The following is a 22,591-nucleotide window of genomic DNA, read 5'->3' on the forward strand; positions in this document are numbered from 1 at the left end:
TAAGACTGGGGATCCTCCCAGTGTCCAGCATGGCATGTCTTTGCCTTCAGCAGGGGCGACAGGACTTGAACCTGCAACCTGCGGTTTTGGAGACCGCTGCTCTGCCAGTTGAGCTACGCCCCTTCGCGGTTGGCAGGCCAACCTACTCGTGCCGGGGTTGACGTGACACGCGCGCACCCGGTCGGTGGTCACGAACCGAAGTGAGACAATTCGTTCGTCTCGCTCCCGTCGCCGGCTTCGCTCGACCGACTCACGGAAAAGTGCGCTGATGTTGGGAAACCCCGGGGTCCGAGTGTACTAGAGTCTACCCAGGCGCCGGTGCCAGATACTAATTACGCAATCCTGATGACCTGCCCGGATTCCTTGTCCCATTTGAGTTTGGCGGAGCCGTCGCCCTGCTGACCCATCAGGGTGGTGTAGGCCTCCAGTACCAGCTCGCCATCGTCGTTGTGGCAGGTGTTCTTTGTGACGACGATGTCGGCGCCGAAACGCTCGTCCACGGAGTGGATCTCCATCCGGGCCCACAGCTTGTCCCCGGCGAGCACGGGTTTGTAGTACACGAACCGCTGGTCGACCTGGACGATCTGCATGGTCTCCATGCCGATGTCGACGTTTCGGAAGAAATCGAGCTGCACCAGCTTGGCCAGGATTGTCACGAAGGTCATGGGCGCGACGATCGCGTCGTAGCCCAATTCGGCGGCCGCGTCCTCTTCGAAATAGGCCGGGTGGTCGCACTTGATGGCTTGGGCAAACTGGCGGAGTTGCTCGCGGCCCACGATGAAGTGGTCGGGGTAGCGCCAGATCATCCCGCGGATATCGGTCTTCAAGGCCATAGTTACGCCAATTTCGCCGACGCGATCGCCCGCCCGAAGATTTTCTTGCCGCCGGTGGTGGCAGTGAGCGCGATGGTGACCGACTTGCTGTCGGGATCCACCGACTTCACCCGGCCACTGAACACGAGCTCGGCGCCCTTGCCGTCGTTGGGCACCGGTACCACCGCGGTGAACCGCACGTTGTACTCGGTGATCGCACCCGGGTCTCCGACCCACGACGTGACGTAGCCACCGCCGATGCCCATCGTCAGCATGCCGTGGGCAATCGCGGTGTCCAGCCCGACGACCTTGGCGATGTCGTCGTCCCAGTGAATCGGGTTCAAGTCGCCCGACACGCCGGCGTAGTTCACCAGATCCTGGCGGGTCAGCGGATAGGTCCGCTCCGGAAGCTGGTCGCCGACCTTGACCGAATTGAACTCACGCAGCGCCATCTGAAAATCCCACTTCCCCATCCTCGCCCGCACGACCCGCCAGAGTCGTGAAGGTCTCCTGCACGATGTCACCGTCTTCATTGGTGATGATGTTCTTGGTGACGATGATCTGGGTGCCGTGCGCCTCACGCATCGAATCCACGAACACGTCGCAGTAGAGCTTGTCACCGGCAACGATCGGCTTGGCGAACTTCAGCACCTGGTCGACCTGGACGACCTGCGCATCCTGGACGGCGATGTTCGCGTGCTTGAAAAACGCCGATTGCGCCTTGTAGCCGAACACACAGATGAACGTCAACGGCGCCAACAGGCCGTCGTAGCCGAGTTCTGCGGAGGCCTTCTCCTCAAAGAAGAAGGCGTCGTCGTTTTGCACGGCCTGCGCATGCTCGCGGATTTTCTCGCGCTCTACCTCGTAATGGTCGGGGTAGCGGTAATGCATCCCGACAATGTCCGTTGTCAGTGGCACGGCTATCGAATCTACCGAATCAGTTTGGCTACCGTATGCGGTCACCGCGTCTCGCGGTGCGCTTGATGCTTGCCGCAGTTCGGACAGAACTTCTTCAGCTCCAGGCGGTCCGGGTCGTTGCGGCGATTCTTTTTGGTGATGTAGTTGCGGTGCTTGCACACCTCGCACGCCAAAGTGATCTTCGGCCGCACGTCGGTACTGGAAGCCATGACGGTTCTCTCTCGAATCTGGTGTCAAACGTCTCGGTGTTGTGTTGTAGCGATGGCCGGACTCGAACCGGCGACCTAACGATTATGAGTCGTTCGCTCTAACCGACTGAGCTACATCGCCTCTGGGCCGCCCCGCCTTGGTTCAGGGCTGCCCTCCTGCTCGGCGTCCGCCGAGCCCCCTAACGGAATCGAACCGTTGACCTTTTCCTTACCATGGAAACGCTCTACCGACTGAGCTAAGGGGGCCGCTCACCCGCAACGGCCAATCGTGCCCCGGGCAAAAAGAGGGTACAGCCTGGGGCGCGGCGTCACCAAACCACGTGCGCGGCGCGATGCGCCAACCGGCGGGCCCGGACACGCTGGACGACGAGGGCACGACGGGTGTGCGGATCAGCCGCTGCGGTTGCCCCGATGCGGATCGAGCACACTGAGATCGCTGAACTCGTCGTATTCCTCCTCGTCGGCCTCCCCGCTACCGCCCTCGGCGAGAAGGGTGCGCAACGCGAGATGGACCGCTTCGCGCGCATCAGCCAGGCCGTACCGACGGATCGCTTCCTGGACCAGATCGTCGTCGATCTCGATCTCGACCTTCTTCCGCATGCGCCAACAATACCCACCGGCTTCGCCCGGGTAATCACAGAAGGCCCGCATTTCGCATCCGGGCCAGTGTGGCGTCAAGGCCGCCAGGATTGGACCGATCTTGGATCAGTCATAGTCTGGTGACGTGTCAGATTCGGACCGGCTGTATTTCCGGCAACTGCTCTCCGGTCGCGACTTTGCCGTCGGCGACATGATCGCCGCGCAAATGCGCAACTTCGCGTATCTGATCGGCGACCGCCAGACTGGCGACTGCGTGGTGGTCGACCCCGCCTACGCCGCCGGCGACCTCGTCAACAGGCTGGAAGCTGACGACATGCACCTGTCGGGGGTGTTGGTGACGCATCATCACCCGGACCATGTCGGCGGCTCGATGATGGGTTTCGAGCTCAAGGGATTGGCCGAGTTGCTGGAGCGGGCCACCGTACCGGTGCACGTGAACACCCATGAGGCATTGTGGGTTTCCCGGGTGACCGGGATTCCGATGAGCGACCTGACCACCCATGAGCACCGGGACAAGGTCGCCGTCGGCGACATCGAGATCGAGTTGCTGCACACTCCGGGCCACACGCCGGGCAGTCAATGTTTCCTCCTCGACGGCCGGCTGGTCGCCGGTGACACGCTGTTCCTGGAGGGCTGCGGGCGCACCGACTTCCCCGGCGGGGATTCCGACGAGATCTACCGCAGCCTGCAACAACTCGCCGCGCTGCCCAGCGATCCGACGGTATTTCCCGGGCACTGGTATTCGGCCGAACGCAGTGCGCCACTCTCGGAGATCAAGCGGTCGAACTTCGTCTATCGCGCCGCCGATCTGGGTCAGTGGCGCATGTTGATGGGCGGCTGAGCACGGGCGCCAAATCCGGGTGGATCCCCGCCGCGTGCCCGTCGCCGCGATGCGGGGCCGGATCTGGGATCGTGCGTTACACAATTTCGCCGGCGGATCGGTGTGGTGGTATAAGCGGAGGGTGGATTCCATGGGGTGGGTCCAGAGCAGCTGGCATGGGGTCACCGATGTCGAGTCCGGCACCTGGTTCGCGGTGGCTGCATGGGCGGCGCTGGCGCTCGGCGTTATCGCACTGGTCGTGATGAACTATCAGATTCGCCGCAACCGCGAACTGACGTTCGAGCAGACGCGACCGTATGTGTCGATGCTGATGGAGCCGCACGTCGCGGACTGGCATGTGATCGAACTCGTGGTCCGAAACTTCGGTCGCACCGCGGCCTATGACATCCGGTTCTCGTTTCCCAATCCGCCGACCGTGGCCGAGTACGAGAACGCCTCGGACGGTTACGCCGACGTCGTCGAATTACAGTTGCCCCGCGAACTGCCGACGCTGGCGCCCGGTCAGGAATGGCGGATGGTGTGGGATTCGGCGCTCGACCGCGCCGAGATCGGCCATGGCGTCGAATCCCGGTTCGAGGGGACGGTGATCTACTACGACCGCCCCGAGCGGCCACGCGGCTGGCGGTTCTGGCGCCGGGGGCGGCGTCCACTGGAGACAAAAGTGGTGCTGGACTGGGATGCCCTGCCGCCGGTTCAGCGGATCGAGCTGATGACGACCCACGACCTGGCGAAGCGGGAAAAGCAGAAGCTGGAGCTGTTACGCAGCGTGCTGACGTACTTTCACTACGCCAGCAAGGAAACGCGGCCCGAGGTTTTCCGCAGCGAGATCGACCGGATCAACCGCGCCGTCCAGGAGACCCAGGACAGGTGGCGCACCCGCCAACTCGACGAGCCCACCGACGTCAGCCTGCGCTGGGGTGACGCGGAAAGCGAGCTGGGCAAGCATCGCAGTCAGCGGGTCTGAGGTCGCGCTGCGACCGGGCACGCGGTGCGCGGCGAAGGTGATCTGATTCAATCGACGTCCCTACCGAAGGAGTAAACGAATGAGCGGCCCGATCACCTATACCCACGACGAAACCATCGCGGTGATCCGGATGGATGACGGCAAGGTCAACGTGATCGGTCCCGCCATGCAGCAGGCGCTCAGCGAGGCGATTGACCAAGCCGACCGGGACAACGTCGGCGCGCTGGTCATCTCCGGGAATCATCGGGTATTCAGCGGCGGCTTCGACCTCAAGGTCCTGACCTCCGGCGAGGTGCAGCCCGCGATCGATATGTTGCGCGGCGGCTTCGAATTGGCCTACCGGCTGCTGTCCTATCCCAAGCCGGTGGTGATGGCCTGCACCGGTCACGCGATCGCGATGGGCGCTTTCCTGTTGACCTCCGGCGACCACCGCGTGGCCGCTCATGCCTACAACATTCAGGCCAATGAAGTCGCGATCGGCATGACCATTCCCTACGCTGCCCTGGAAATCATGAAACTACGGCTGACTCCGTCGGCCTACCAGCAAGCCGCCGGGCTGGCCAAGACATTCTTCGGCGAAACCGCGCTGGCGGCAGGCTTTATCGACGAGATCGCGTTGCCCGAAGTGGTGCTCAGCCGCGCCGAGGAAGCCGCGCGTGAATTCGCCGGTCTCAATCAACAAGCCCACGCCGCAACCAAATTACGCGCCCGCGCCGACGCCCTGAAAGCGATGCGCGCCGCCATTGACGGAATAGAAGCGGAATTCGGGGTGTAACGGCGGCAAAAGCCGGTACCAACCGCCGCGTTTCGAATTCTCACCGCCGGGTAACTTGCGCCGGACCGGATCGCCCAGCCCTGGGGAACCAAGACCCCCTACGGACCCGGCCAAGACTGGCCGCAGCGCATCGATCAATATCTGGCCGACGGCCTGAACCCGGAATCGGTGGATCAGTGGGTGCAGTCGACTGCGGTGTTGCACTCCAACGGTGAGGCCTGGACATCGCCGTCAAGGATGGGCGCATCGTCGGCGTCCGGGGCCGCGCCGTCGACCGGGGGAACCGCGGGCGCCTCGACCCCAAAGACCTGTTCGGCTGGCAGGCCAACGCGTCACCGGACCGCCTCACCACACCGCTGATCCGCCGCGGCGGCCAATTGCGACCGTGTGACTGGGACACCGCCATGGACACGATCGTGCAGCACAGCCGGGAGCTGCTGGACAAACAGGGGCCCAGCGCGATCGGGTTCTATACCTCCGGACAGCTGTTCCTCGAGGAGTACTACACCAGGCCGTCATCGCGCACGGCGCTATCGGCACCAACCACGTCGACGGTAACACCCGGCTGTGCACGGCGACGGCTGCCGAGGCGCTGAAGGAGACATTCGGCTGCGACGGCCAGCCCGGATCGTATACCGATGTCGAGCACGCCGACGTCATCGCGCTATTCGGGCACAACGTGGCCGAGACGCAGACGGTGCTGTGGGCGCGGATGCTCGACCGACTGGCCGGCGACGCGCCGCCCGCCATCGTGTGTGTCGATCCCCGTCTCACCCCGGTGGCCCGGCACGCCACGGTTCATCTGGCGCCGCTACCGGGCACGAATGTGGCGCTGATGAACGGATTGCTGCACGAGATCATCGCGCACGACTGGGTCGACCGCGACTACATCGACGCGCACACGGTCGGTTTCGACGAGCTACGCAGCCGGGTGGCGGAGTTCCCCCCACCGCGCGCCGCCGAGATCTGCGGCGTCGACGCGGACGACATCCGCCGCGCGGCAAGGCTTCTCGGCACGGCAGAGCGAGTGCTGTCCACGGTGTTGCAGGGCTTTTACCAGTCCCATCAAGCCACCGCGGCAGCCGTCCAGGTGAACAACATTCACCTGGTGCGCGGCATGCTCGGAAGGCCGGGCTGCGGCGTCTTGCAGATGAACGGGCAGCCGACGGCCGAGAACACTCGCGAGTGCGGCGCCGACGGCGATCTACCCGGCTTCCGTAACTGGTCCAACGACGACCACATCGCCGACTTGGCCCGAGTGTGGAACCTTGAGCCGCAACAGATCCCGCACTATGCTCCGCCCACGCACGCGATGCAGATGTTCCGCTTCGCCGAAGAGGGCACGCTTCGGATGCTGTGGGTTACCGCCACCAATCCGGCGGTGTCGCTGCCGGAGCTGTCGCGGATCCGGGACATCTTGGCGCAGAAGCGATTATTCCTGGTGGTCGAAGACATCTTCATGACGGAGACGGCCGAGCTGGCCGACGTGGTATTGCCGGCCGCCGCGTGGGGCGAGAAGACGGGGACGTTCACCAACGCCGATCGCACCGTGCACCTATCCGAAAAGGCAGTTGAGCCACCAGGGTTCGCGCGCAGCGACCTGGAGATCTTTCTCGACTACGCGCGGCGTATGGACTTTCGCGACAAGGACGGCCGGCCGCTGGTGTGGTGGACCGATCCCGAGTCGGCGTTCGAGGCGTGGAAAAAGTGCAGTGCCGGGCGGCCCTGCGACCACACCGGCCTGAGCTACGACAAGCTGCGTAGCGGCAGTGGCATCCAATGGCCTTGTAACGCAGTGCATCCCGACGGTACCGAACGGCTGTACACCGACGCCGGATTCTGGGCGCATCCCGACTACTGCGAGGCTGCGGCGGCTGCGCGCCGGAACCGGTGGTGCGGCATATGCGCCGACCACGGCGGCCTCGGCACCATTCGACGGCGCGGTGCCCGATACGGTAGGCGGAGCGGCGGCCCGCGCAGTCGAGGCCCTGGTCACCGGCGGTGCGTCGTGAAGCTCAAGCTCGCCATTCGCGAATTGCACCGCTCCGAGCGCAAACTCGCCCACCGACTCAACGTGATGGCCGCACGCCACCGCAGCGACCAGGACATCTATCACCTGGCGCGCGACCAGGCCGGCTGGTCGCAGCATCACCTCGAAGAGCTGGCCAAGCACGGCCGCCACTACGGGCTGCGGCTGTCCGCCGAACCGCATACCGGCGCGTTGACCGGCTGTGCGCAGACCCGGATGAGCGGCATGCTGCGGCACCGCCCACAACCGGCCCTGTTGCTGCTCGCCGACCTGCGCCGAATACACCGGATCGCCGCGGGCACATCGCTGGACTGGGAGCTGCTGGGCCATGCCGCGCAGGTGGCGAAGGATCTCGAACTGCTGGAGCTGACGTCGCGCTGCCACCCGCAGACACTTCGCCAGATGCGCTGGGCCAACGCGATGCTCAAAGAACTCTCGCCGCCGGTGCTCACCAGCTGAAACCGCCGGGCGCGTCAGTTCTGCGCCGAAACCCATTGATAGGGAAGGAATTTCCCGTCGAAGGTCACCACTACCCGGTCCCCCGAGGAATGTGTCTGCCGCTGCACGTCGACGCTGAAGTTGATCGCACTCATGATGCCGTCGCCGAACTTCTCGTGGATCAGCTCCTTGATGGCGCCGCCGTAGACCTGCAGTGCCTCGTAGAAACGGTAGATGGTGGGGTCGGTGGGCACCGCGGTGGGCAGGCCGCCGCGCATCGGCGGGGCGGCCAGCACCGGCACCACCGACCTGTCGAGACCCAGCATCTCCACCAGGACGTTGCCGAGTTCGGCGGGAATGGGGTGCTGTCCGAGGAGCGCCGCCGTCGTCCACACCACCGGCCTGCCGATGGCGTCGGCCAGCTGCTGCCAGGTGAGCCCCTTCGCCAGGCGGGCCAGCACGATCTGTTCGGTGATCTGGTTTCTGTTCATCACCCCAGCATGCCCGCCACCGTCAGGCGCGGGTCGCCGCGGGGTTGCCGGCAGAATGTATTGGGCGTCGCTCACCACCGTGGCGCCGGCCGCTATGGTGGCCCGCGATGGCACTTCATCTCCACCGTGCCGAGCGCACCGACCTCCTTGCCGACGGACTCGGTGCCCTGCTGGCCGACCCGCTGCCCGACCCGTTCGCATCGGAGCTGGTGCTGGTCGCCGCCCGCGGCATGGAACGCTGGTTGAGCCAGCACCTGTCCCAGGTGTTGGGCAGTCGCGGCGCCCACGCCGACGGCGTGTGCGCCTGCGTCGCATTCCGCAGCCCGCAATCGCTCATCGCCGAGATCACCGGCACTGCCGACACCGACCCATGGTCGCCGGAGGCCATGACGTGGCCGCTGCTGGAGGTGATCGACGCCGTCCTCGACGAACCGTGGTGCCGCTCACTGGCAACGCATCTGGGCCACTTCGACACCGACGCCGTCGAGGCAGAGTTGCGCCGCGGTCGCCGCTATTCGGTGGCGCGCCGCCTAGCCGGGCTGTTCGCCGCCTACGCCCGGCAGCGTCCTGCGCTGCTGGCCGGCTGGCTGGACGGGCGCCTCGACGACGTGGACGCCGACCTGGCGTGGCAACCCCAGTTGTGGCGGGCATTGGTAGCCGCGGTCCCGGCCGATCCGCCGCACCTCCGGCACGAAAAAACCGTGGCCCGGCTGACCGCGGGCCCGGCCGACCTGCCGGCGCGGCTGTCGCTCTTCGGGCATACCCGACTGGCGTGCACCGACGTGCAACTGCTCGGCGCGCTGGCCACTCATCACGATCTGCACCTGTGGCTGCCCCACCCCAGTGACGATCTGTGGCAAGCGCTCGGCGGTGTCCACGGCGCGGTGCCACGACGTCAGGACACCAGCGGGCACGCTGCCCGGCATCCGCTGCTGCACACCCTCGGGCGCGACCTGCGGGAGCTGCAACGGGCGCTGCCGACCGCTCCGGCGACCGACGAATTCCTCGGCGGGGCAACCAAACCCGACACGTTGCTGGGTTGGCTGCAAGCCGACATCGCCGCCAACGCGACGCGCCCGGACGGGCGGCGGCTGGCCGTCGGCGACCGGTCGGTGCAGGTCCACGCCTGTCACGGGCCGGCCCGGCAGGTCGACGTGCTGCGCGAGGTGCTGCTGGGCCTGCTGGAGGACGACCCGACCCTGGAACCGCGCGACGTGGTGGTGATGTGTCCCGATATCGAGACCTACGCGCCGCTGATCGTCGCCGGCTTCGGGCTGGGCGAGGCAGCCGGTAGCGGGCATCCGGCGCACCGGCTACGGGTCCGCCTGGCCGACCGCGCGCTCACCCAGACCAATCCGCTGCTCGGCGTCGCCGCCGAACTGCTCGGCATTGCGGCCAGTCGGGCCACCGCCAGCCAGGTGCTCAACCTGGCGCAGGCCGCCCCGGTGCGCGCCCGCTTCGGTTTCACCGACGACGATCTCGACGTGATCACCGACTGGGTGCGCCAGTCCAACATCCGGTGGGGATTCGACCCGCAACATCGCCGGCCGTACGGCCTGGAGCGTTTCCTGCACAACACCTGGCGGTTCGGCATCGACCGCATCCTGACCGGCGTGGCCATGTCGGACGACTCGCGGGCGTGGCTGGACACCGCGCTGCCCCTCGACGACGTCGGCAGCAACCGGGTGGACTTGGCGGGACGCCTGGCCGAGTACGTCGCGCGGTTGCATCAGGTGGTCGAACGACTCAGTGGCGCAATGGCGTTGACCGACTGGCTGGACGCCTTGACGGACGGGGTTGGCCTGCTCACCCGCTGCGATGAGGAGTGGCAGCGGGCGCAGCTGCAGCGGGAATTCGCCGACGTGCGCGCGCAAGCCGGTGCCCGCGCGTCCACGCTGCTGCGGCTCCCCGACGTGTCGGCGCTACTGGATGCATCGCTGGGCGGGCGTCCCAGCCGGGCCAACTTTCGCACCGGCACCCTGACCGTGTGCACCATGGTGCCGATGCGATCGGTGCCGCATCGGGTGGTGTGCCTGGTCGGGCTCGACGACGGCATCTTCCCGCGGCACAGTGTGCCCGACGGTGACGACCTGCTGGCGCGGGCGCCGATGACCGGTGAGCGTGACGTGCGCTCCGAGGATCGTCAGTTGCTGCTTGACGCGATCGGTTCGGCCACCGAGACATTGGTGATCACCTACACCGGCGCCGACGAGCACACCGGGCAGCCGCGTCCGCCGGCCGTGCCGCTGGCCGAGCTGCTCGACGCGCTGGATCGCACGACGGTAGCGCCGGCTCGCCGGCAGATCCTCACCAGACATCCGTTGCAGCCCTTCGATCGCAAGAACGTCACACCCGGCGCACTGGTGCCCGCCACACCGTTCACCTTTGACCCTGCTGCGCTCGCGGCCGCCGAAGCGGCCACCGGGAAGCGCTGTGCGCCCGCGGCTTTCATTGGCGACAGGCTGCCTGAACCGCCTGCCGGTGAGGTGACGCTGGCCGATCTGCTGGACTTCTTCAAGAACCCGGTCAAAGGGTTCTTCCGGGCACTCGACGTCACCCTGCCGTGGGACGTCGACACCGTCGAGGACGAAATGCCCGTCGAGATCGACGCCCTGCAGGCGTGGACGGTCGGCGACCGTTTACTGCACGACATCCTGCGCGGCATGCATCCGGATGCGGCCGCCAACGCCGAATGGCGTCGCGGAACCCTGCCGCCCGGGCGGATTGGGGTTCGCAAGACCAAGGAAATCCTCGACCGTGCGTGCCAGCTGGCCCGGGCCGCATTGCCACACATGGCGGCCGACGGCGACGCCTACGACATTGACATCGATCTCGGCACCGGCCGGCTCAGCGGGACCGTCACGCCCGTCTACGGCGAGCATCTGGTCTCGGTGACGTACTCGAAACTGGCGCCCAAGCATGTGCTGACGTCATGGATCGGGCTGGTCGCGTTGGCCGCTCAACGTCCGGGCCGCGATTGGGCGGCGCTGTGCATCGGCCGCGGAACCAGCAGGAACCGCACCGCCAGAAGGGAATTCGCGCCTCCGCCGGACCCCGTGGCCGTGCTGCGCGATCTGGTGTCGCTGTACGACGCGGGCCGGCGAGAGCCGTTGCCGCTGCCGCTGAAAACGTCGTACGCGTGGGCGCAGGCGCGCCGGGACGGCGACGAGCCCGCAGCGGCCGCGCGAGAACGGTGGGAGTCCAACCGGTTTCGCGACGGCGACGAGCGGGAGCCCGCGCACCTACGGGTCTGGGGCGACAAGCCCGCCTTCGGTGTGCTGCTTGACGCGCCCCGCCCGGGCGAGGAGATAGCCGGCGAGGACACCCGCCTGGGTGCGCTGGCGGCCAGGCTGTGGCTGCCGCTGCTGAACGCCGAGAGGACCGGCTGATGGAGCGCTTCGACCTGCTGGGGCCGCTGCCCGAGCACGGCGCCACCATTGTGCTGGAGGCCAGCGCGGGCACCGGCAAGACGTTCGCGCTGGCCGGTCTGGTGACTCGCTACCTCGCCGAAACTGACGTCACTCTCGACGAGATGCTGCTGATCACGTTCAACCGCGCGGCCAGCCGCGAGCTTCGCGAACGCGTCCGCGACCAGATCGTGGCGGCGGTGGCCGCTTTGGACGGCCGGATGCCGCCCGACACCGATCTGGTCAGGCACCTGCTGGGTAGCGGGGCCGAGCGCGCCGTACGGCTGGCCCGGCTGCGTGACGCGCTGGCCAACTTCGATGCCGCCACCATCGCCACCACGCACGAGTTCTGCGGCTCGGTGCTGAGATCCCTTGGCGTGGCGGGTGATAGTGATTCCGGCTTCACCTTGCAGGAGAGCCTCGACGACCTGGTGGCCGAGATCGTCGATGACTGCTACCTCGCGCGCTTCGCCAACAGCGACACCGATCCGGTGCTGACGTATGCGCAGGCGCTCGCGCTGGCCCGCAGCGTCGTCGCCGATCCGTACGCGCAGCGGCGCCCGCTGGGTCCCGACCCGGACAGCGCGGCCGGTGTCCGGTTGAACTTCGCCGAGCAGGTGCTCGACGAGCTCGAGCGACGTAAGCGCCGGCTACGGATTCTCGGCTACGACGACCTGCTGCTGCGGTTGTCGAAAGCCCTCGCGGCGGTGGACTCGCCGGCTCGCGACCGGATGCGGCGCCGGTGGCGAATCGTGTTGGTCGACGAATTCCAGGACACCGATCCGATCCAGTGGCAGGTGCTGGAACGTGCCTTTCGGGGCGAGTCGACGCTGATCCTGATCGGCGACCCGAAGCAGGCCATCTACGGCTTTCGCGGTGGCGACATCTACACCTACCTCAAGGCGGCCCGCACCGCCGATGCCCGCTACACCTTGGGAGTCAACTGGCGCAGTGACGGGGTGCTCGTCGAGAGCCTGCAGACGGTGCTGCGGGGTGCCGCGCTGGGCCACCCGGAGATCGTGGTGCACGACATCGAGGCGCACCACGGCGGACATCGACTGGAGGGGGCGCCGCGCGGCGCGCCGTTTCGGCTGCGCGTCGTCAGGCGGCAGACCGTCGGCTACGACGGTACCGCCAACGTGCCAATCGGCTTGTTGCGCGAGCATATTCCCGCCGACCTGGCCGGGGACATCGCGTCCCTGCTGTCCAGCGGCGCCAGCTTCGCCGGACGGCCGGTGGCGGCCGGGGACATCGCGGTGATCGTCGAGCATCACCGAGACGCCCGGGCCTGCCGGGATGCCTTGGCGAGGGCGGGTATCCCGGCGGTCTACACCGGCGACACCGATGTGTTCGCGTCCCGGGCGGCCAAAGACTGGCTGTGCCTGCTGGAGGCCTTCGACGCGCCGCAGCGCACCGGGCTGGTCCGCGCCGCCGCCTGCACCATGTTCTTCGGCGAGACTGCGGAAACCCTTGCCGCTGAGGGTGATACGCTGACCGACCGGGTGGCCGCGACGCTTCGTGAGTGGACGGACCAGGCTCGGCTGCGGGGTGTGGCGGCGGTGTTCGAGGCCGCCCAGTTGGGCGGTATGGGCCGCCGGGTGTTGGGCCAACGCGGCGGCGAACGACACATGACCGACCTGGCGCATCTCGCCCAGCTGTTGCACGAGACGGCTCATCGGCAACGCTACGGCCTTCCGGCCCTTCGTGATTGGCTGCGCAGGCAGTGCGACGACACCACCCGTGCCGCCGAGCAGAACCGCCGCCTGGACAGCGACGCCGCAGCGGTGCAGATCATGACGGTGTTCGTGGCCAAGGGTCTGCAGTTTCCGATCGTGTACGTGCCGTTCATGTTCAACCGGAACGTCCGGCGCGACGACATCCTGCTCTATCATGACGACACCGATACCCGCTGCCTTTATCTCGGTGGCGACAAGAGCCGATCGGTCGAGGAGTTGAACCGTGCCGAGGCGGCCCGCGACAACATCCGGCTCACCTATGTCGCGCTCACCCGGGCCCAGTCTCAGGTGGTGGCCTGGTGGGCGCCGACCGTCGACGAGGTCAACGGCGGCCTGTCGCGGCTACTGCGCGGTCGTGGCAGCGGTGACCCGGTGGTGCCGGATAGGTGCACACCGCGCATCTGCGACGACGACGCGTGGGCGGTGTTCACGCGCTGGCAGCAAGTCGGCGGACCGTCGGTCGAGGAATCGACGATCGTCTCCCCCGCCGCCATCGAAACGAGCTCGGCGGCTGACGGTTTCGCGGTCCGGCATTTCCACCGCCAGATCGACACCAGCTGGCGGCGCACGTCGTATTCGGCGCTGGTGCGCGCCGCAGAAGCGACCGCGACATCAGGCGTGACCAGCGAACCCGAGGTCGACGTGCGCGACGACGAGGTGGATGCGGTGCTCGTCAGCGAACCGGGCTCGGGTGCCCAGCTCGACTCGCCGCTGGCGGCCATGCCGTCTGGTGCGGCGTTCGGGTCGCTGGTACATGCGGTGCTGGAAACGGCCGACCCGCAGGCCGTCGACTTGGCCGGCGAGCTCGAGGAGCAGCTGCGACGGCACGCGCCATGGTGGCCGGTCGACGCGGATGCCGCCGAGCTGGCGACGGCGCTGGTCCCGATGCACGATTCGCCGCTGGGCCCGCTGGCCGGCGACTTGACGCTGCGCGATATCGGGGTGCGGGATCGGCTGCGGGAGCTGGACTTCGAGATACCGTTGGCGGGTGGTGATCTGCGGGCCGGCGCGCCGCGGGTGTCTCGGGTGTCACTGTCGGATGTGGGTGAGCTGCTGCGGGTGCACCTGACGCGCAGTGATCCGTTCTGGTCCTATGCCGATCGGTTGACGTCGCCCGGTTTGGGCGATCAGTCGTTGCGGGGGTATCTGTCGGGGTCGATAGACGTGGTGTTGCGGTTGCCGCAGCAGCGATACCTGGTGGTGGACTACAAGACCAACCAGTTGGGCGGCACCGCCGCCGATTACGGTTTCGCCCGCTTGACCGAGGCCATGCTGCACTCCGACTACCCGTTGCAGGCGCTGCTGTATGTGGTTGTGCTGCATAGGTTTCTGCGGTGGCGGCAGCCCGGATACGATCCGCGGCGGCATCTGGGCGGGGTGCTGTATTTGTTCGTGCGGGGAATGTGTGGTGTTGACACGCCGATCTTCGACGGGCACCCGGCCGGCGTGTTCGGCTGGGCCGCGCCGGCCGACTTGGTGGTGGCGCTGTCGGATCTTCTGGATGACGGGAAACGGGCCGCGTGAGCGCTGTCGACGTCGACACCGCCACTACCGCCGCGGGCCTGCTACGCAGCTTCAACGAGGCCGGCGCGCTCGATCTTGCGGACGTTCATGTGGCACAGCGTCTTTGCGCCCTGGGCAAGGAGACAGATGACCGGGTGGCGCTGGCCGCGGCGCTGGCGGTGCGGGCACTACGCGGCGGGTCGGTGTGCGTGGACTTGTCGACGATCGCGGGGGCCGCTGACGGCCTACCGTGGCCGGACCCCGAGCAGTGGCTGGCTGCGGTGCGGGCCAGCACGCTGCTCGCCGATCCGCCGGTGCTGCATCTCTATGACGACCGGCTGCTGTACCTCGACCGGTACTGGCGCGAGGAGCAGCAGGTGTGTGACGACCTGCTGGCCATGCTGGTTCCCAGACCATCCGGGCCGGCCTTTGAGCGACTGTTCCCGTCCGGCTACCACGAGCAGCGAGCCGCCGCGGAGATCGCGCTCTCGCAAGGTGTCACGGTACTGACCGGCGGGCCGGGGACCGGCAAGACCACCACGGTGGCGCGCCTGCTGGCGGCGCTGGCCGAACAGGCCGAACTGGCCGGCCGGTCACGGCCCCGGATCGCGCTGGCGGCGCCGACCGGCAAGGCGGCGGCGCGGCTGGCCGAGGCGGTGCGACACGAGGTGACCCGTCTCGATGCGGCCGATCGCATGAGACTCGGGCAGTTGCAGGCGGTTACGCTGCATCGGCTGCTCGGTAGCAGGCCCGACACGTCGTCGCGGTTTCGCCACGATCGCGGCAATCGGTTGCCGCACGACGTGATCGTGGTTGACGAGACGTCGATGGTGTCGCTGACGCTGATGGCGCGGCTGCTGGAAGCGGTTCGTCCGGGCGCGCGGCTGATTTTGGTGGGCGATGCCGATCAGCTGGCGTCGGTGGAAGCCGGTGCGGTGCTGGCGGATCTGGTGGACGGGCTGGCGGCGCGAGACGACGTGCGGGTGGCCGCGCTGCGCACCTCGCATCGGTTCGGCAAATCGATTGGCACCCTGGCCGACGCGATTCGCGGTGGCGACGCGGACCGGGTGCTGGCGCTGCTGCGATCGGGTGACGAGCACATCGAGTTCATCGACGACGAGGACCCGACGCCACGGTTGCGGGCGGTGTTGGTGCCACACGCGTTGCGGCTGCGCGAGGCGGCGCTGCTGGGAGCCGTGGACGCCGCGTTGGGCACACTCGACGAGCACCGGATGCTGTGTGCGCACCGGCGCGGGCCTTTCGGTGTCGGGCACTGGAACCGACAGGTGGAGGCCTGGCTGGCCGAAGAGACGGGCCAGCCGCCCTGGTCGCAGTGGTATGCCGGGCGGCCGCTGCTGGTGACCGCGAACGACTACGGGTTACGGGTGTACAACGGCGACACCGGGGTGGCCGTGGCCGGCCCGGACGGTCTGCGCGCCGTCCTGGCCGGTGCGGCCGGGCCGCTCGACTTCGCCACGGGCCGGTTGTCCGACGTCGATACCATGCACGCCATGACCATCCACAAGAGCCAGGGCAGCCAGGCCGACGAGGTGACAGTCCTGCTGCCGGAACAGGATTCGCGACTGCTGACGCGTGAGCTCTTCTACACCGCGGTCACCCGGGCCAAGGCGAAGGTGCGGGTGGTGGGTCACGAGGCGTCGGTGCGGGCCGCGGTCGAGCGACGCGCGGTGCGGGCGTCCGGGTTGCGAATGCGGTTGCAGCGTCGGTGATTTCGGCGGGAGGCGGCCAGACAGCCGTCTCATCGGTCCGCGACCCTGCGTACTACGAATTCGTAGTACTATCGTGGCATGTCCGAAGTGCCGGTGCGCGAATTGAACCAGAACACTGCCGGGGTACTCGCCCGGGTAAAACGCGGTGAGCACATCGACATCACCGAACGCGGAACCGTCATAGCTCATTTGGTTCCGGCCCAGGAGAATCCCCTAGCCGAGATGATCAGCTCCGGAAAGCTTCATCCCCCCGCCATCAGCGGGCCGGCGCCACGTTTGACCGGGCCTATCAAAACTGAGCACGAGGCCGGCCAGGTGCTGCGCGAGTTGCGCGACAATGAGCGTTACTGATGCTCTATCTCGACACCTCGGCCCTGATCAAACTGATCCGGCGGGAACCGGAAAGCGATGCTCTGGCGGAGTGGCTTGACACGCAGGTGCCCGCGGCATGGGTGTCGTCGACGCTGACGGAAGTGGAGCTGCCTCGCGCCCTGCGGCGCGTCGAACCTGAGCTGCTTAGAGCCTGTTCGTAAACGGGTGTGACTGTAGTGGCAGATGATAGCGATGTGATAACGATTGCGTGTCATGTGAGGGCGTGAGGCGGGGCTCGCGGTAGCCCGGATACTTCCTGTTCGCTGCCACTGCACACTTCCTTCCTCCAGGCTCTCAAGATCAAACCTGGTTCGGAAGTCTCCGAGAAACCGGGGGAAGCACAGGCTACGCGGTACCACCAGAACACATCGACCCACCCCGGCTGAGCCGCACATCGTATTGCTGGTCGATGAGCTGGCCACCTTGACCGCCTACGCTGACCGTAAACAACGCGCAGAGGTCGAACAGCTGCTCGGGTTGTGGCTGGCTCAGGGCCGCGCGGTCGGAATATCGGTGATCGCCGCCGTGCAAGACCCCTCCAAAGACGTCGTCGCGCTGCGCCAACTGTTCCCCGTGCGCGTCGGCCTGCGCATGACCGAGCCCACCCAGACCGCGATGATCCTCTCAACAGCAGCCCATCAGGGCGGGGCGCGTTGCGAAGACATCCCCGACGCCACCCCCGGGGTCGGCTACGTGCTCACTGAAGGCAATAGCCGCCTGGCGCGGGTACGGGCCTTCTGCGTCACCGACAACGACATCTGCTGGCTGGCCACTCACTTTCAGCCACCCACACCAAACCACAACGGCCCAAGGACACGGCGATGACCACCCCAACAACGATCGTGCTGCCGGGTTTGGCGGCCACCGTTGATCCCGGGCCGGTGATCGCCCAGATGCTGCGCCGGGCATCCTCGCCGAGTTACGGGCCGTGGTGGCACCGGGTGGAATCGGTCGGGTTTTGCGCCTACCCGATCCAGCTCTCGGGCATCGACAACGTCGGGCGTGGGCACAGTGTGTGGACGCGCTGCAACAACCGTCGCGCTGCGGTGTGTCCGTCGTGTTCGGATCTTTATGCCCGCGACACCTGGCAACTCGTACACGCCGGGGCTGCCGGCGGTCACCACGACATGCCCGCCGACGTCGCCGATCGGCCGCAAGTGTTCGCCACGCTGACCGCACCCAGTTACGGCGCGGTGCACAACGCCACCGGCAGGCCCTGCCACCCCCGCAATCCCGGCGGGCCGGCGGCGCGTTGCCAGCATGGAAAACTCGTGCACTGCACCACAACCCACAGCGTCGACGATCCCGTGGTGGGTCAGCCGCTCTGCGGGCAGTGCTACGACTACCTCGGGCATGTGCTGTTCACCTGGCATCTGCCCGAGCTGTGGCGGCGGTTGACCATCGCACTACGACGCGCCGTCTCCACCCAGCTGAAAACCGTTGGGGTCACGCCCGGATCGGTGCGGGTCAGTTTCGTCAAAATCGTGGAACTGCAAGCCCGCGCCGTCCCCCACATCCACGCCCTGATCCGCCTGGACCCCGCTGACCCTCCCGACACCAGCGGGTCGGGCGACCACCAGTGTTACGGCCCCGCCGCCCCTTGGGGCGGTGGGGTGACCCGCCCGGTAGCCGACCAAGACGGTGACTGGTCGTCGTCGATCACCGCTGCCGAGTTGGCCGCTCTGATCCAGCGCGCCGCCCGCCACATCAGCATCGACGTCACTGTCGGCGAAGGCGGCCCCGACCAGACTGTCGTGCGCACCCTACGGTTCGGCACGCAGATCGACACTCAATCCTTGGAACAAGAAACCACCACAGCCCCAGACAATCCCGCCACTCAGGCCGCCCCCAGCACGGTGTCGCGGTTGTCGCCGCGCCGGGTCGCGGCATACCTGGCCAAATACGTCACCAAATCCCTACACGACTTCGGTATCACCGCCCGACGCTTGTCGGCCGAAGCGATCGGCGGCCTGGACGTCAGCGAACACGTGCGCGCCATCTTGACCACCATCGCCGACCTCGCCGATACGGTCTCGGCGGGATCATCGTTGACCGGGATCGGGCGCTGGCTGCACACCCTGGGCTACCGCGGCCACATCACCACCAAATCGCGGCGCTACTCGACCACCATGAGCGCGCTGCGCACCGGGCGCGCCGCCTGGACCCGCGACCAGGAAGCCAAACATTCAGGCCCGCAAGACGATACACACTCCGCCCATTCCGCTGCCGCGGTGACGGCGAGCACAAGCGGGCGGCGCGAACCGATCGACGCAGACGACGTGTTGTGGGAGTTCGACCGCGCCGGACACACCAGCGCCGGCGACCGCGTCTTGGTCATCTCCGCAGCCCTGCGCCACATCAGCGCCCGCATCACCGGCATCACCGAATCCCGAACTACCGCCACGCGCACCCCAGCGACATCCCGCGGAGCCGGGTGATGACCAAAACACCCGCAGGCCGCGCTGCCGGCAGTCACGATGACGGCGCGGTCCCGCTCTATGAGCGTGCCGAATTCATCGCCTGGCTGCGCGCTTCATGTGAACGCCAGAACCTGCCCGTCACGGTGAGCGACCCGACCGTGATCGCCCGCGTGGCGACCCTGCTCGGAGCGGACAACCAGGAGTACTCGGCGGTTCATACCCGCCACACCGGCCGCACCCGCCCGATATCGAGGCTGCGCGAACCGGGCGTGCCCGGAGCGATCACGGCGTGATCCAACACCGCCTTGACGACGGCTTGCTGTCGACCCAAGTCCAGATCAGCCCACCCGCTACGCAACGCTGCTCCCGTGCCGGCCAACTCATAGATCGCGGTGGTGTCCGTGGCCGCGGCGATATCGCGGCGCGCGGTGGTGATGCGGTCGGTGATCGGGTCGCGCGCGGCGATCCACTCCCGGGCGGTGATCACCCCATCGGCGTACAGGCCGGCCAGCTCATCCAGACGGTCTTGATCGGTGTCGACTTGAGCGGCCAACACAGCCACGTCCTGGTCGGTGCTCGCTTTGCCTGTCAGCGCGTCGGACAGTTGGGCTGAGTCCAGCCGGGCCAGCACCGCCTCGGTTAACAACTCCTCCACCGGGGCAGCCACCACCGTCAGCCGCCCGCACCCGCCCTGGTCTGGGCCGCTCAGACACACATAGCGGCGCACCGGCGTCGCGGGACCGCCGTGGCGGGCTTGGGAATACAACCGGCCCCCGCAGCGCCCGCACCGCAGCAACCCCGATAGCAGGTAGGTGCGCGGCGCGCGGGTCTTGTGCAGCGCCCGAGCAGCCATGCGGGCCAACACTTGATCCCGTTGCGCCGCGGTGATGATCGCCGGCCACACTGCGGGCCCGATCACTTGCCCGTGATGCTCACGCAGGCCTGCGATACGCCCCGAGCACAAGATTTGACGCACCGCCGAGGTACCCCACGACGTCGATGCCGCCGGCGCGATACCGGAATCGTTGAGCCACACCGTCAACGAGCGGATCGAAGCCCCCGCCAGATACCGGTCCACCATCTGGCGCACTACCGCGGCCTCGGCCTCGCGCAGCGTGACCTTGTCGGGCTCGTAGCCAAACGGGCGCACCGAGCCGTGCGGCAACCCTTGTTCGGCGTTCTGCAACATCTTGCGGCGAATACGCGCGGACTTCCTGCCCGACTCCTTCGCGGCGAACGCCGCGAAAATCCGGGCCATGAATAACCCGTCATCATTACCCAAATCGATGTCGGCGGTCACCGTGGCTAGATCACGCACGCCCACCGACTCGCACAAGGCCACGAACTCTTCCAACTCGACCGGGCGGCGATGCAACCGATCCAAGTTGTAAACAATCACCGCATCGCGCACACCGGCGCCAAGATCGGCAGCATCCGCGCATACTCCCGGCGCGGCTTACCCGAAAACGCCGATACGTCGTTATCGACATACTCATCACCCACCGGCCAGCCCCGATCAGCGGCCAGCTTGCGGCAATCCTCCAACTGCCGCGCCACCCCCAACCCAGTCCCCTCCACATCAGCCGAAATCCGGGCATAAATCGCCGCCGATCGCACCCCGGAACGCTGACCAGCGGCTTTCGTCTTGACCACGGGGGTATATTAGCAATGCGTGAGCTTTGACGGATGTGTGGGCCCCAACGGCCAGGGCACCGTATGGTCGATGTCACAAAATTCGGCGGGCACGTCACATCCGGGGAACCGGCACGTCAAATCGCGGATTCGGATGAACTCCGCCAGCTTGGCCGACGGTCGGTGGTGCGGCTCTAACCCAAGGCCGCCGGGTTGGCGCACGGGGCTGATGGTGGCCCCGCCGCGGATCAACTCGGCCAGCAGCGGCGCAGGCACCACACCCCCGCTGGTAATCAACGTGGCCGGCGGCTTGACCGATGACGCGGCGGGCTGATCGGGTTCGGGGTCCGGCGCCAACGCCTCGGCCAGCGTCATCTCCGGAGTGATTGGCCGCGATGGGGGCACCTCACCCGACATGTGCGGGTCAGCTGCAGCATCCAGCGCGCAGGACTCGGCGACGACGTGGATGACCACACCGCTGGCCCGCTCGTTAGTGTCGCCGGCACCGCAGGGGCAGTCGGCGTTACCGCACCCGCACACCAGCCGTTCGGCGCCTGCGGCCAATGCGCCCAGCGCATCGGCGCGGCGCTGAGCCAGGGTGCGCGGGTCGTCGTCGCACACCCCGTGGGCCATCTGTTTCAGCCGCCGATCCAGCATCGCGGCGTCGGTGGCATATAGCCGGCCCCACAACGCGGCGGTGCCCACGTCGTCGTCGGGTTCGCCGAAGCACACGTCGCGGCTGCGGGCCGCCGCACGGGTGCGCCGCAACGCACCGGGGTCGTAGCGATCAACCCACCCGTCGATGGCCTGCTCCAATTTGGACGCCGACAACGGCCCCCACGCACCGGCGTGTTCGGCCACCGCGGCATCGACGAGTCGCTGCGCCTCGGGGTCGCGGACCAGATAGGTCCGCCACGCGATGACCGACATCAACCGCGCGCTAACCCCCCCGGCCAAAAACAGCGCCGCCACCTTGGGCAGCCGATTCAAGGCCAGGCTCAGATGCATCTGCCCAGACGCCCTGCCCTGACTCAGACCCAGCGCGGCAGCCACCTCGGCAGCAGCGCTGTCCCATTCGTCGCACGCCCAGTCTGCGCGCTGGTCACTGGCGGTGCGCCGACAGGTCAGCGCGGCGATCGCCGACAACCGCCGAGCACTCGCGGCCGCCTCCGCGCGAGCGCAGTCCTCGATCGCTGCCACCAGCGCAGAGTCGTCGCATCGGCGCAGTTCAGCCGGATCCGGCAACGACACTTCGAACATATGAGCGATACTAGGCGACGGCACCGACAACACGATCTGAACTGACCACCCGCCCGACAACGACGCGTGAAGCCGATGCGGTAACCGCGGTGCTGGCAAGAACGCGAGCATCAGGCAGCGCGGCGAGATCGCGTTGCCCGGTCCGGCGGAAGACAGCGGCGAAAACGCTGACCAGGTCATCCACGCGCGCCGACGCCGACGGAACCAGTGGCGAGGTCTCGTCGCACAGTGCCACTTGCCACAGGCTCAGACCGTGGGCTCGCCCCAGTCGCGCAGCGGAATCTGTCAACCTGAATGAGGCACCGTCGAGCGGTAATTACTGAGCGGCCTCCTCGGTGTCGTCTGGCTTGTTGATTGAGGTTCCCCCCAAACCGTAGAGGCATCGACAATGAGGAGCACGATGCCAGAGAAGCGGATGAAGTACGACCGGGAGTTCCGTGAGGGGGCTGTCCGG

17 protein-coding genes, 3 tRNA genes and 4 pseudogenes are annotated in these 22,591 nt (G+C 67.2%); 12 read left to right on the top strand and 12 right to left on the bottom strand.

From position 1 onward, the window contains the following. Window positions 1-50: 50 nt before the first annotated feature. From CDN38_RS09350 to CDN38_RS09385, 8 genes are all read right to left on the bottom strand, one after another. Window positions 51-123 (bottom strand) — tRNA-Trp (locus tag CDN38_RS09350). A 209-nt stretch (window positions 124-332) separates the two neighbouring features. Beyond that, entirely contained in the window at window positions 333-833 is a 501-nt protein-coding gene (hadC, locus tag CDN38_RS09355; RefSeq protein WP_075513349.1) for a (3R)-hydroxyacyl-ACP dehydratase subunit HadC, read from the bottom strand. A gap of 2 nt (window positions 834-835) precedes the next feature. Next, window positions 836-1,264, bottom strand: coding sequence for a (3R)-hydroxyacyl-ACP dehydratase subunit HadB (hadB, locus tag CDN38_RS09360; RefSeq protein ID WP_075513348.1), 429 nt, complete (start codon window positions 1,262-1,264; stop codon window positions 836-838). After that, window positions 1,251-1,730: a (3R)-hydroxyacyl-ACP dehydratase subunit HadA gene (gene hadA, locus CDN38_RS09365; protein WP_075513347.1), complete on the bottom strand. Its 480-nt coding sequence runs from the start codon at window positions 1,728-1,730 to the stop codon at window positions 1,251-1,253. The genes hadB and hadA overlap by 14 nt, the downstream gene beginning before the upstream one ends. A gap of 41 nt (window positions 1,731-1,771) precedes the next feature. Beyond that, entirely contained in the window at window positions 1,772-1,939 is a 168-nt protein-coding gene (rpmG, locus tag CDN38_RS09370) for a 50S ribosomal protein L33 (RefSeq protein ID WP_003898538.1), read from the bottom strand. A gap of 47 nt (window positions 1,940-1,986) precedes the next feature. Next, window positions 1,987-2,060: transfer RNA gene (locus CDN38_RS09375), tRNA-Met, on the bottom strand. 52 nt (window positions 2,061-2,112) lie between these two features. Next, a tRNA-Thr gene (locus CDN38_RS09380) sits at window positions 2,113-2,185 on the bottom strand. A 144-nt stretch (window positions 2,186-2,329) separates the two neighbouring features. Then, window positions 2,330-2,539: a type II toxin-antitoxin system VapB family antitoxin gene (locus CDN38_RS09385; RefSeq protein ID WP_075513346.1), complete on the bottom strand. Its 210-nt coding sequence runs from the start codon at window positions 2,537-2,539 to the stop codon at window positions 2,330-2,332. 124 nt (window positions 2,540-2,663) lie between these two features. Between CDN38_RS09385 and CDN38_RS09390 the strand changes: the two genes are divergently transcribed. The 5 genes and pseudogenes from CDN38_RS09390 (at window position 2,664) to CDN38_RS29975 (ending at window position 7,607) form a co-directional block, all read left to right on the top strand. Further along, complete coding sequence (locus CDN38_RS09390) at window positions 2,664-3,380, top strand: MBL fold metallo-hydrolase (protein ID WP_075513345.1); 717 nt, start codon at window positions 2,664-2,666, stop codon at window positions 3,378-3,380. Between the two features lie 130 nt (window positions 3,381-3,510). Further along, complete coding sequence (locus tag CDN38_RS09395) at window positions 3,511-4,344, top strand: DUF8453 domain-containing protein (protein ID WP_075513355.1); 834 nt, start codon at window positions 3,511-3,513, stop codon at window positions 4,342-4,344. Between the two features lie 79 nt (window positions 4,345-4,423). Next, on the top strand, window positions 4,424-5,119 hold the full coding sequence (locus CDN38_RS09400; RefSeq protein ID WP_075513344.1) for a crotonase/enoyl-CoA hydratase family protein: 696 nt from the start codon (window positions 4,424-4,426) through the stop codon (window positions 5,117-5,119). A 69-nt stretch (window positions 5,120-5,188) separates the two neighbouring features. Next, a pseudogene (locus tag CDN38_RS09405) lies at window positions 5,189-6,986 on the top strand (molybdopterin-dependent oxidoreductase); the annotation flags it as partial. A 141-nt stretch (window positions 6,987-7,127) separates the two neighbouring features. Continuing rightward, window positions 7,128-7,607, top strand: coding sequence for a hypothetical protein (locus CDN38_RS29975; RefSeq protein WP_201258313.1), 480 nt, complete (start codon window positions 7,128-7,130; stop codon window positions 7,605-7,607). Between the two features lie 14 nt (window positions 7,608-7,621). On the opposite strand, the gene cynS is transcribed toward CDN38_RS29975, so the two are convergent. Beyond that, window positions 7,622-8,077 (bottom strand): cyanase, encoded by a 456-nt coding sequence (cynS, locus tag CDN38_RS09410; RefSeq protein ID WP_075513343.1) that lies wholly within the window; start codon window positions 8,075-8,077, stop codon window positions 7,622-7,624. Window positions 8,078-8,184: 107 nt separating this feature from the next. Here cynS and recC point away from each other — a divergent pair, with 107 nt between their 5' ends. The 7 genes and pseudogenes from recC (at window position 8,185) to CDN38_RS09445 (ending at window position 19,263) form a co-directional block, all read left to right on the top strand. Further along, window positions 8,185-11,466, top strand: a complete 3,282-nt coding sequence (gene recC, locus CDN38_RS09415) for an exodeoxyribonuclease V subunit gamma (protein WP_075513342.1) — start codon at window positions 8,185-8,187, stop codon at window positions 11,464-11,466. Beyond that, on the top strand, window positions 11,466-14,744 hold the full coding sequence (gene recB / locus CDN38_RS09420) for an exodeoxyribonuclease V subunit beta (protein ID WP_075513341.1): 3,279 nt from the start codon (window positions 11,466-11,468) through the stop codon (window positions 14,742-14,744). The genes recC and recB overlap by 1 nt, the downstream gene beginning before the upstream one ends. Then, a complete protein-coding gene (gene recD / locus CDN38_RS09425) occupies window positions 14,741-16,453 on the top strand; it encodes an exodeoxyribonuclease V subunit alpha (RefSeq protein ID WP_075513340.1) in 1,713 nt (570 codons plus the stop codon). Before recB ends, recD begins: the two co-directional genes overlap by 4 nt. 78 nt (window positions 16,454-16,531) lie before the next feature. Next, window positions 16,532-16,804: a type II toxin-antitoxin system Phd/YefM family antitoxin gene (locus tag CDN38_RS09430; protein WP_075513339.1), complete on the top strand. Its 273-nt coding sequence runs from the start codon at window positions 16,532-16,534 to the stop codon at window positions 16,802-16,804. After that, window positions 16,804-16,986, top strand: a complete 183-nt coding sequence (locus CDN38_RS09435) for a PIN domain-containing protein (protein WP_082277408.1) — start codon at window positions 16,804-16,806, stop codon at window positions 16,984-16,986. Before CDN38_RS09430 ends, CDN38_RS09435 begins: the two co-directional genes overlap by 1 nt. Window positions 16,987-17,164: 178 nt before the next feature. Beyond that, window positions 17,165-17,650, top strand: a pseudogene (locus CDN38_RS09440) (FtsK/SpoIIIE domain-containing protein); the annotation flags it as partial. Beyond that, window positions 17,647-19,263, top strand: coding sequence for a replication initiator (locus CDN38_RS09445; protein ID WP_075509348.1), 1,617 nt, complete (start codon window positions 17,647-17,649; stop codon window positions 19,261-19,263). The pseudogene CDN38_RS09440 and the gene CDN38_RS09445, both read left to right, overlap by 4 nt. A gap of 196 nt (window positions 19,264-19,459) precedes the next feature. Here the strand turns inward: CDN38_RS09445 and CDN38_RS09455 are convergent. From CDN38_RS09455 to CDN38_RS28925, 3 genes and pseudogenes are all read right to left on the bottom strand, one after another. Further along, window positions 19,460-20,862, bottom strand: a pseudogene (locus tag CDN38_RS09455) (recombinase family protein). Between the two features lie 57 nt (window positions 20,863-20,919). Next, window positions 20,920-22,137, bottom strand: a pseudogene (locus tag CDN38_RS09460) (HNH endonuclease signature motif containing protein); the annotation flags it as partial. 10 nt (window positions 22,138-22,147) lie between these two features. Next, window positions 22,148-22,372: a hypothetical protein gene (locus tag CDN38_RS28925; protein ID WP_180276311.1), complete on the bottom strand. Its 225-nt coding sequence runs from the start codon at window positions 22,370-22,372 to the stop codon at window positions 22,148-22,150. Window positions 22,373-22,591: the final 219 nt, after the last annotated feature.

Origin of the sequence: Mycobacterium ostraviense, from assembly GCF_002705925.1 — a bacterium.
Lineage (GTDB): Bacteria > Actinomycetota > Actinomycetes > Mycobacteriales > Mycobacteriaceae > Mycobacterium > Mycobacterium ostraviense.

Coding starts and splice junctions, on each gene's coding strand:
- hadB (WP_075513348.1), bottom strand. CDS start 1,264: ATGGCGCTGCGTGAGTTCAATTCGGTCAAGGTCGGCGACCAGCTTCCG.
- recC (WP_075513342.1), top strand. CDS start 8,185: ATGGCACTTCATCTCCACCGTGCCGAGCGCACCGACCTCCTTGCCGAC.
- CDN38_RS09435 (WP_082277408.1), top strand. CDS start 16,804: ATGCTCTATCTCGACACCTCGGCCCTGATCAAACTGATCCGGCGGGAA.
- CDN38_RS09385 (WP_075513346.1), bottom strand. CDS start 2,539: ATGCGGAAGAAGGTCGAGATCGAGATCGACGACGATCTGGTCCAGGAA.
- CDN38_RS09395 (WP_075513355.1), top strand. CDS start 3,511: ATGGGGTGGGTCCAGAGCAGCTGGCATGGGGTCACCGATGTCGAGTCC.
- CDN38_RS09430 (WP_075513339.1), top strand. CDS start 16,532: ATGTCCGAAGTGCCGGTGCGCGAATTGAACCAGAACACTGCCGGGGTA.
- CDN38_RS09445 (WP_075509348.1), top strand. CDS start 17,647: ATGACCACCCCAACAACGATCGTGCTGCCGGGTTTGGCGGCCACCGTT.
- CDN38_RS09400 (WP_075513344.1), top strand. CDS start 4,424: ATGAGCGGCCCGATCACCTATACCCACGACGAAACCATCGCGGTGATC.
- recB (WP_075513341.1), top strand. CDS start 11,466: ATGGAGCGCTTCGACCTGCTGGGGCCGCTGCCCGAGCACGGCGCCACC.
- cynS (WP_075513343.1), bottom strand. CDS start 8,077: ATGAACAGAAACCAGATCACCGAACAGATCGTGCTGGCCCGCCTGGCG.
- rpmG (WP_003898538.1), bottom strand. CDS start 1,939: ATGGCTTCCAGTACCGACGTGCGGCCGAAGATCACTTTGGCGTGCGAG.
- hadC (WP_075513349.1), bottom strand. CDS start 833: ATGGCCTTGAAGACCGATATCCGCGGGATGATCTGGCGCTACCCCGAC.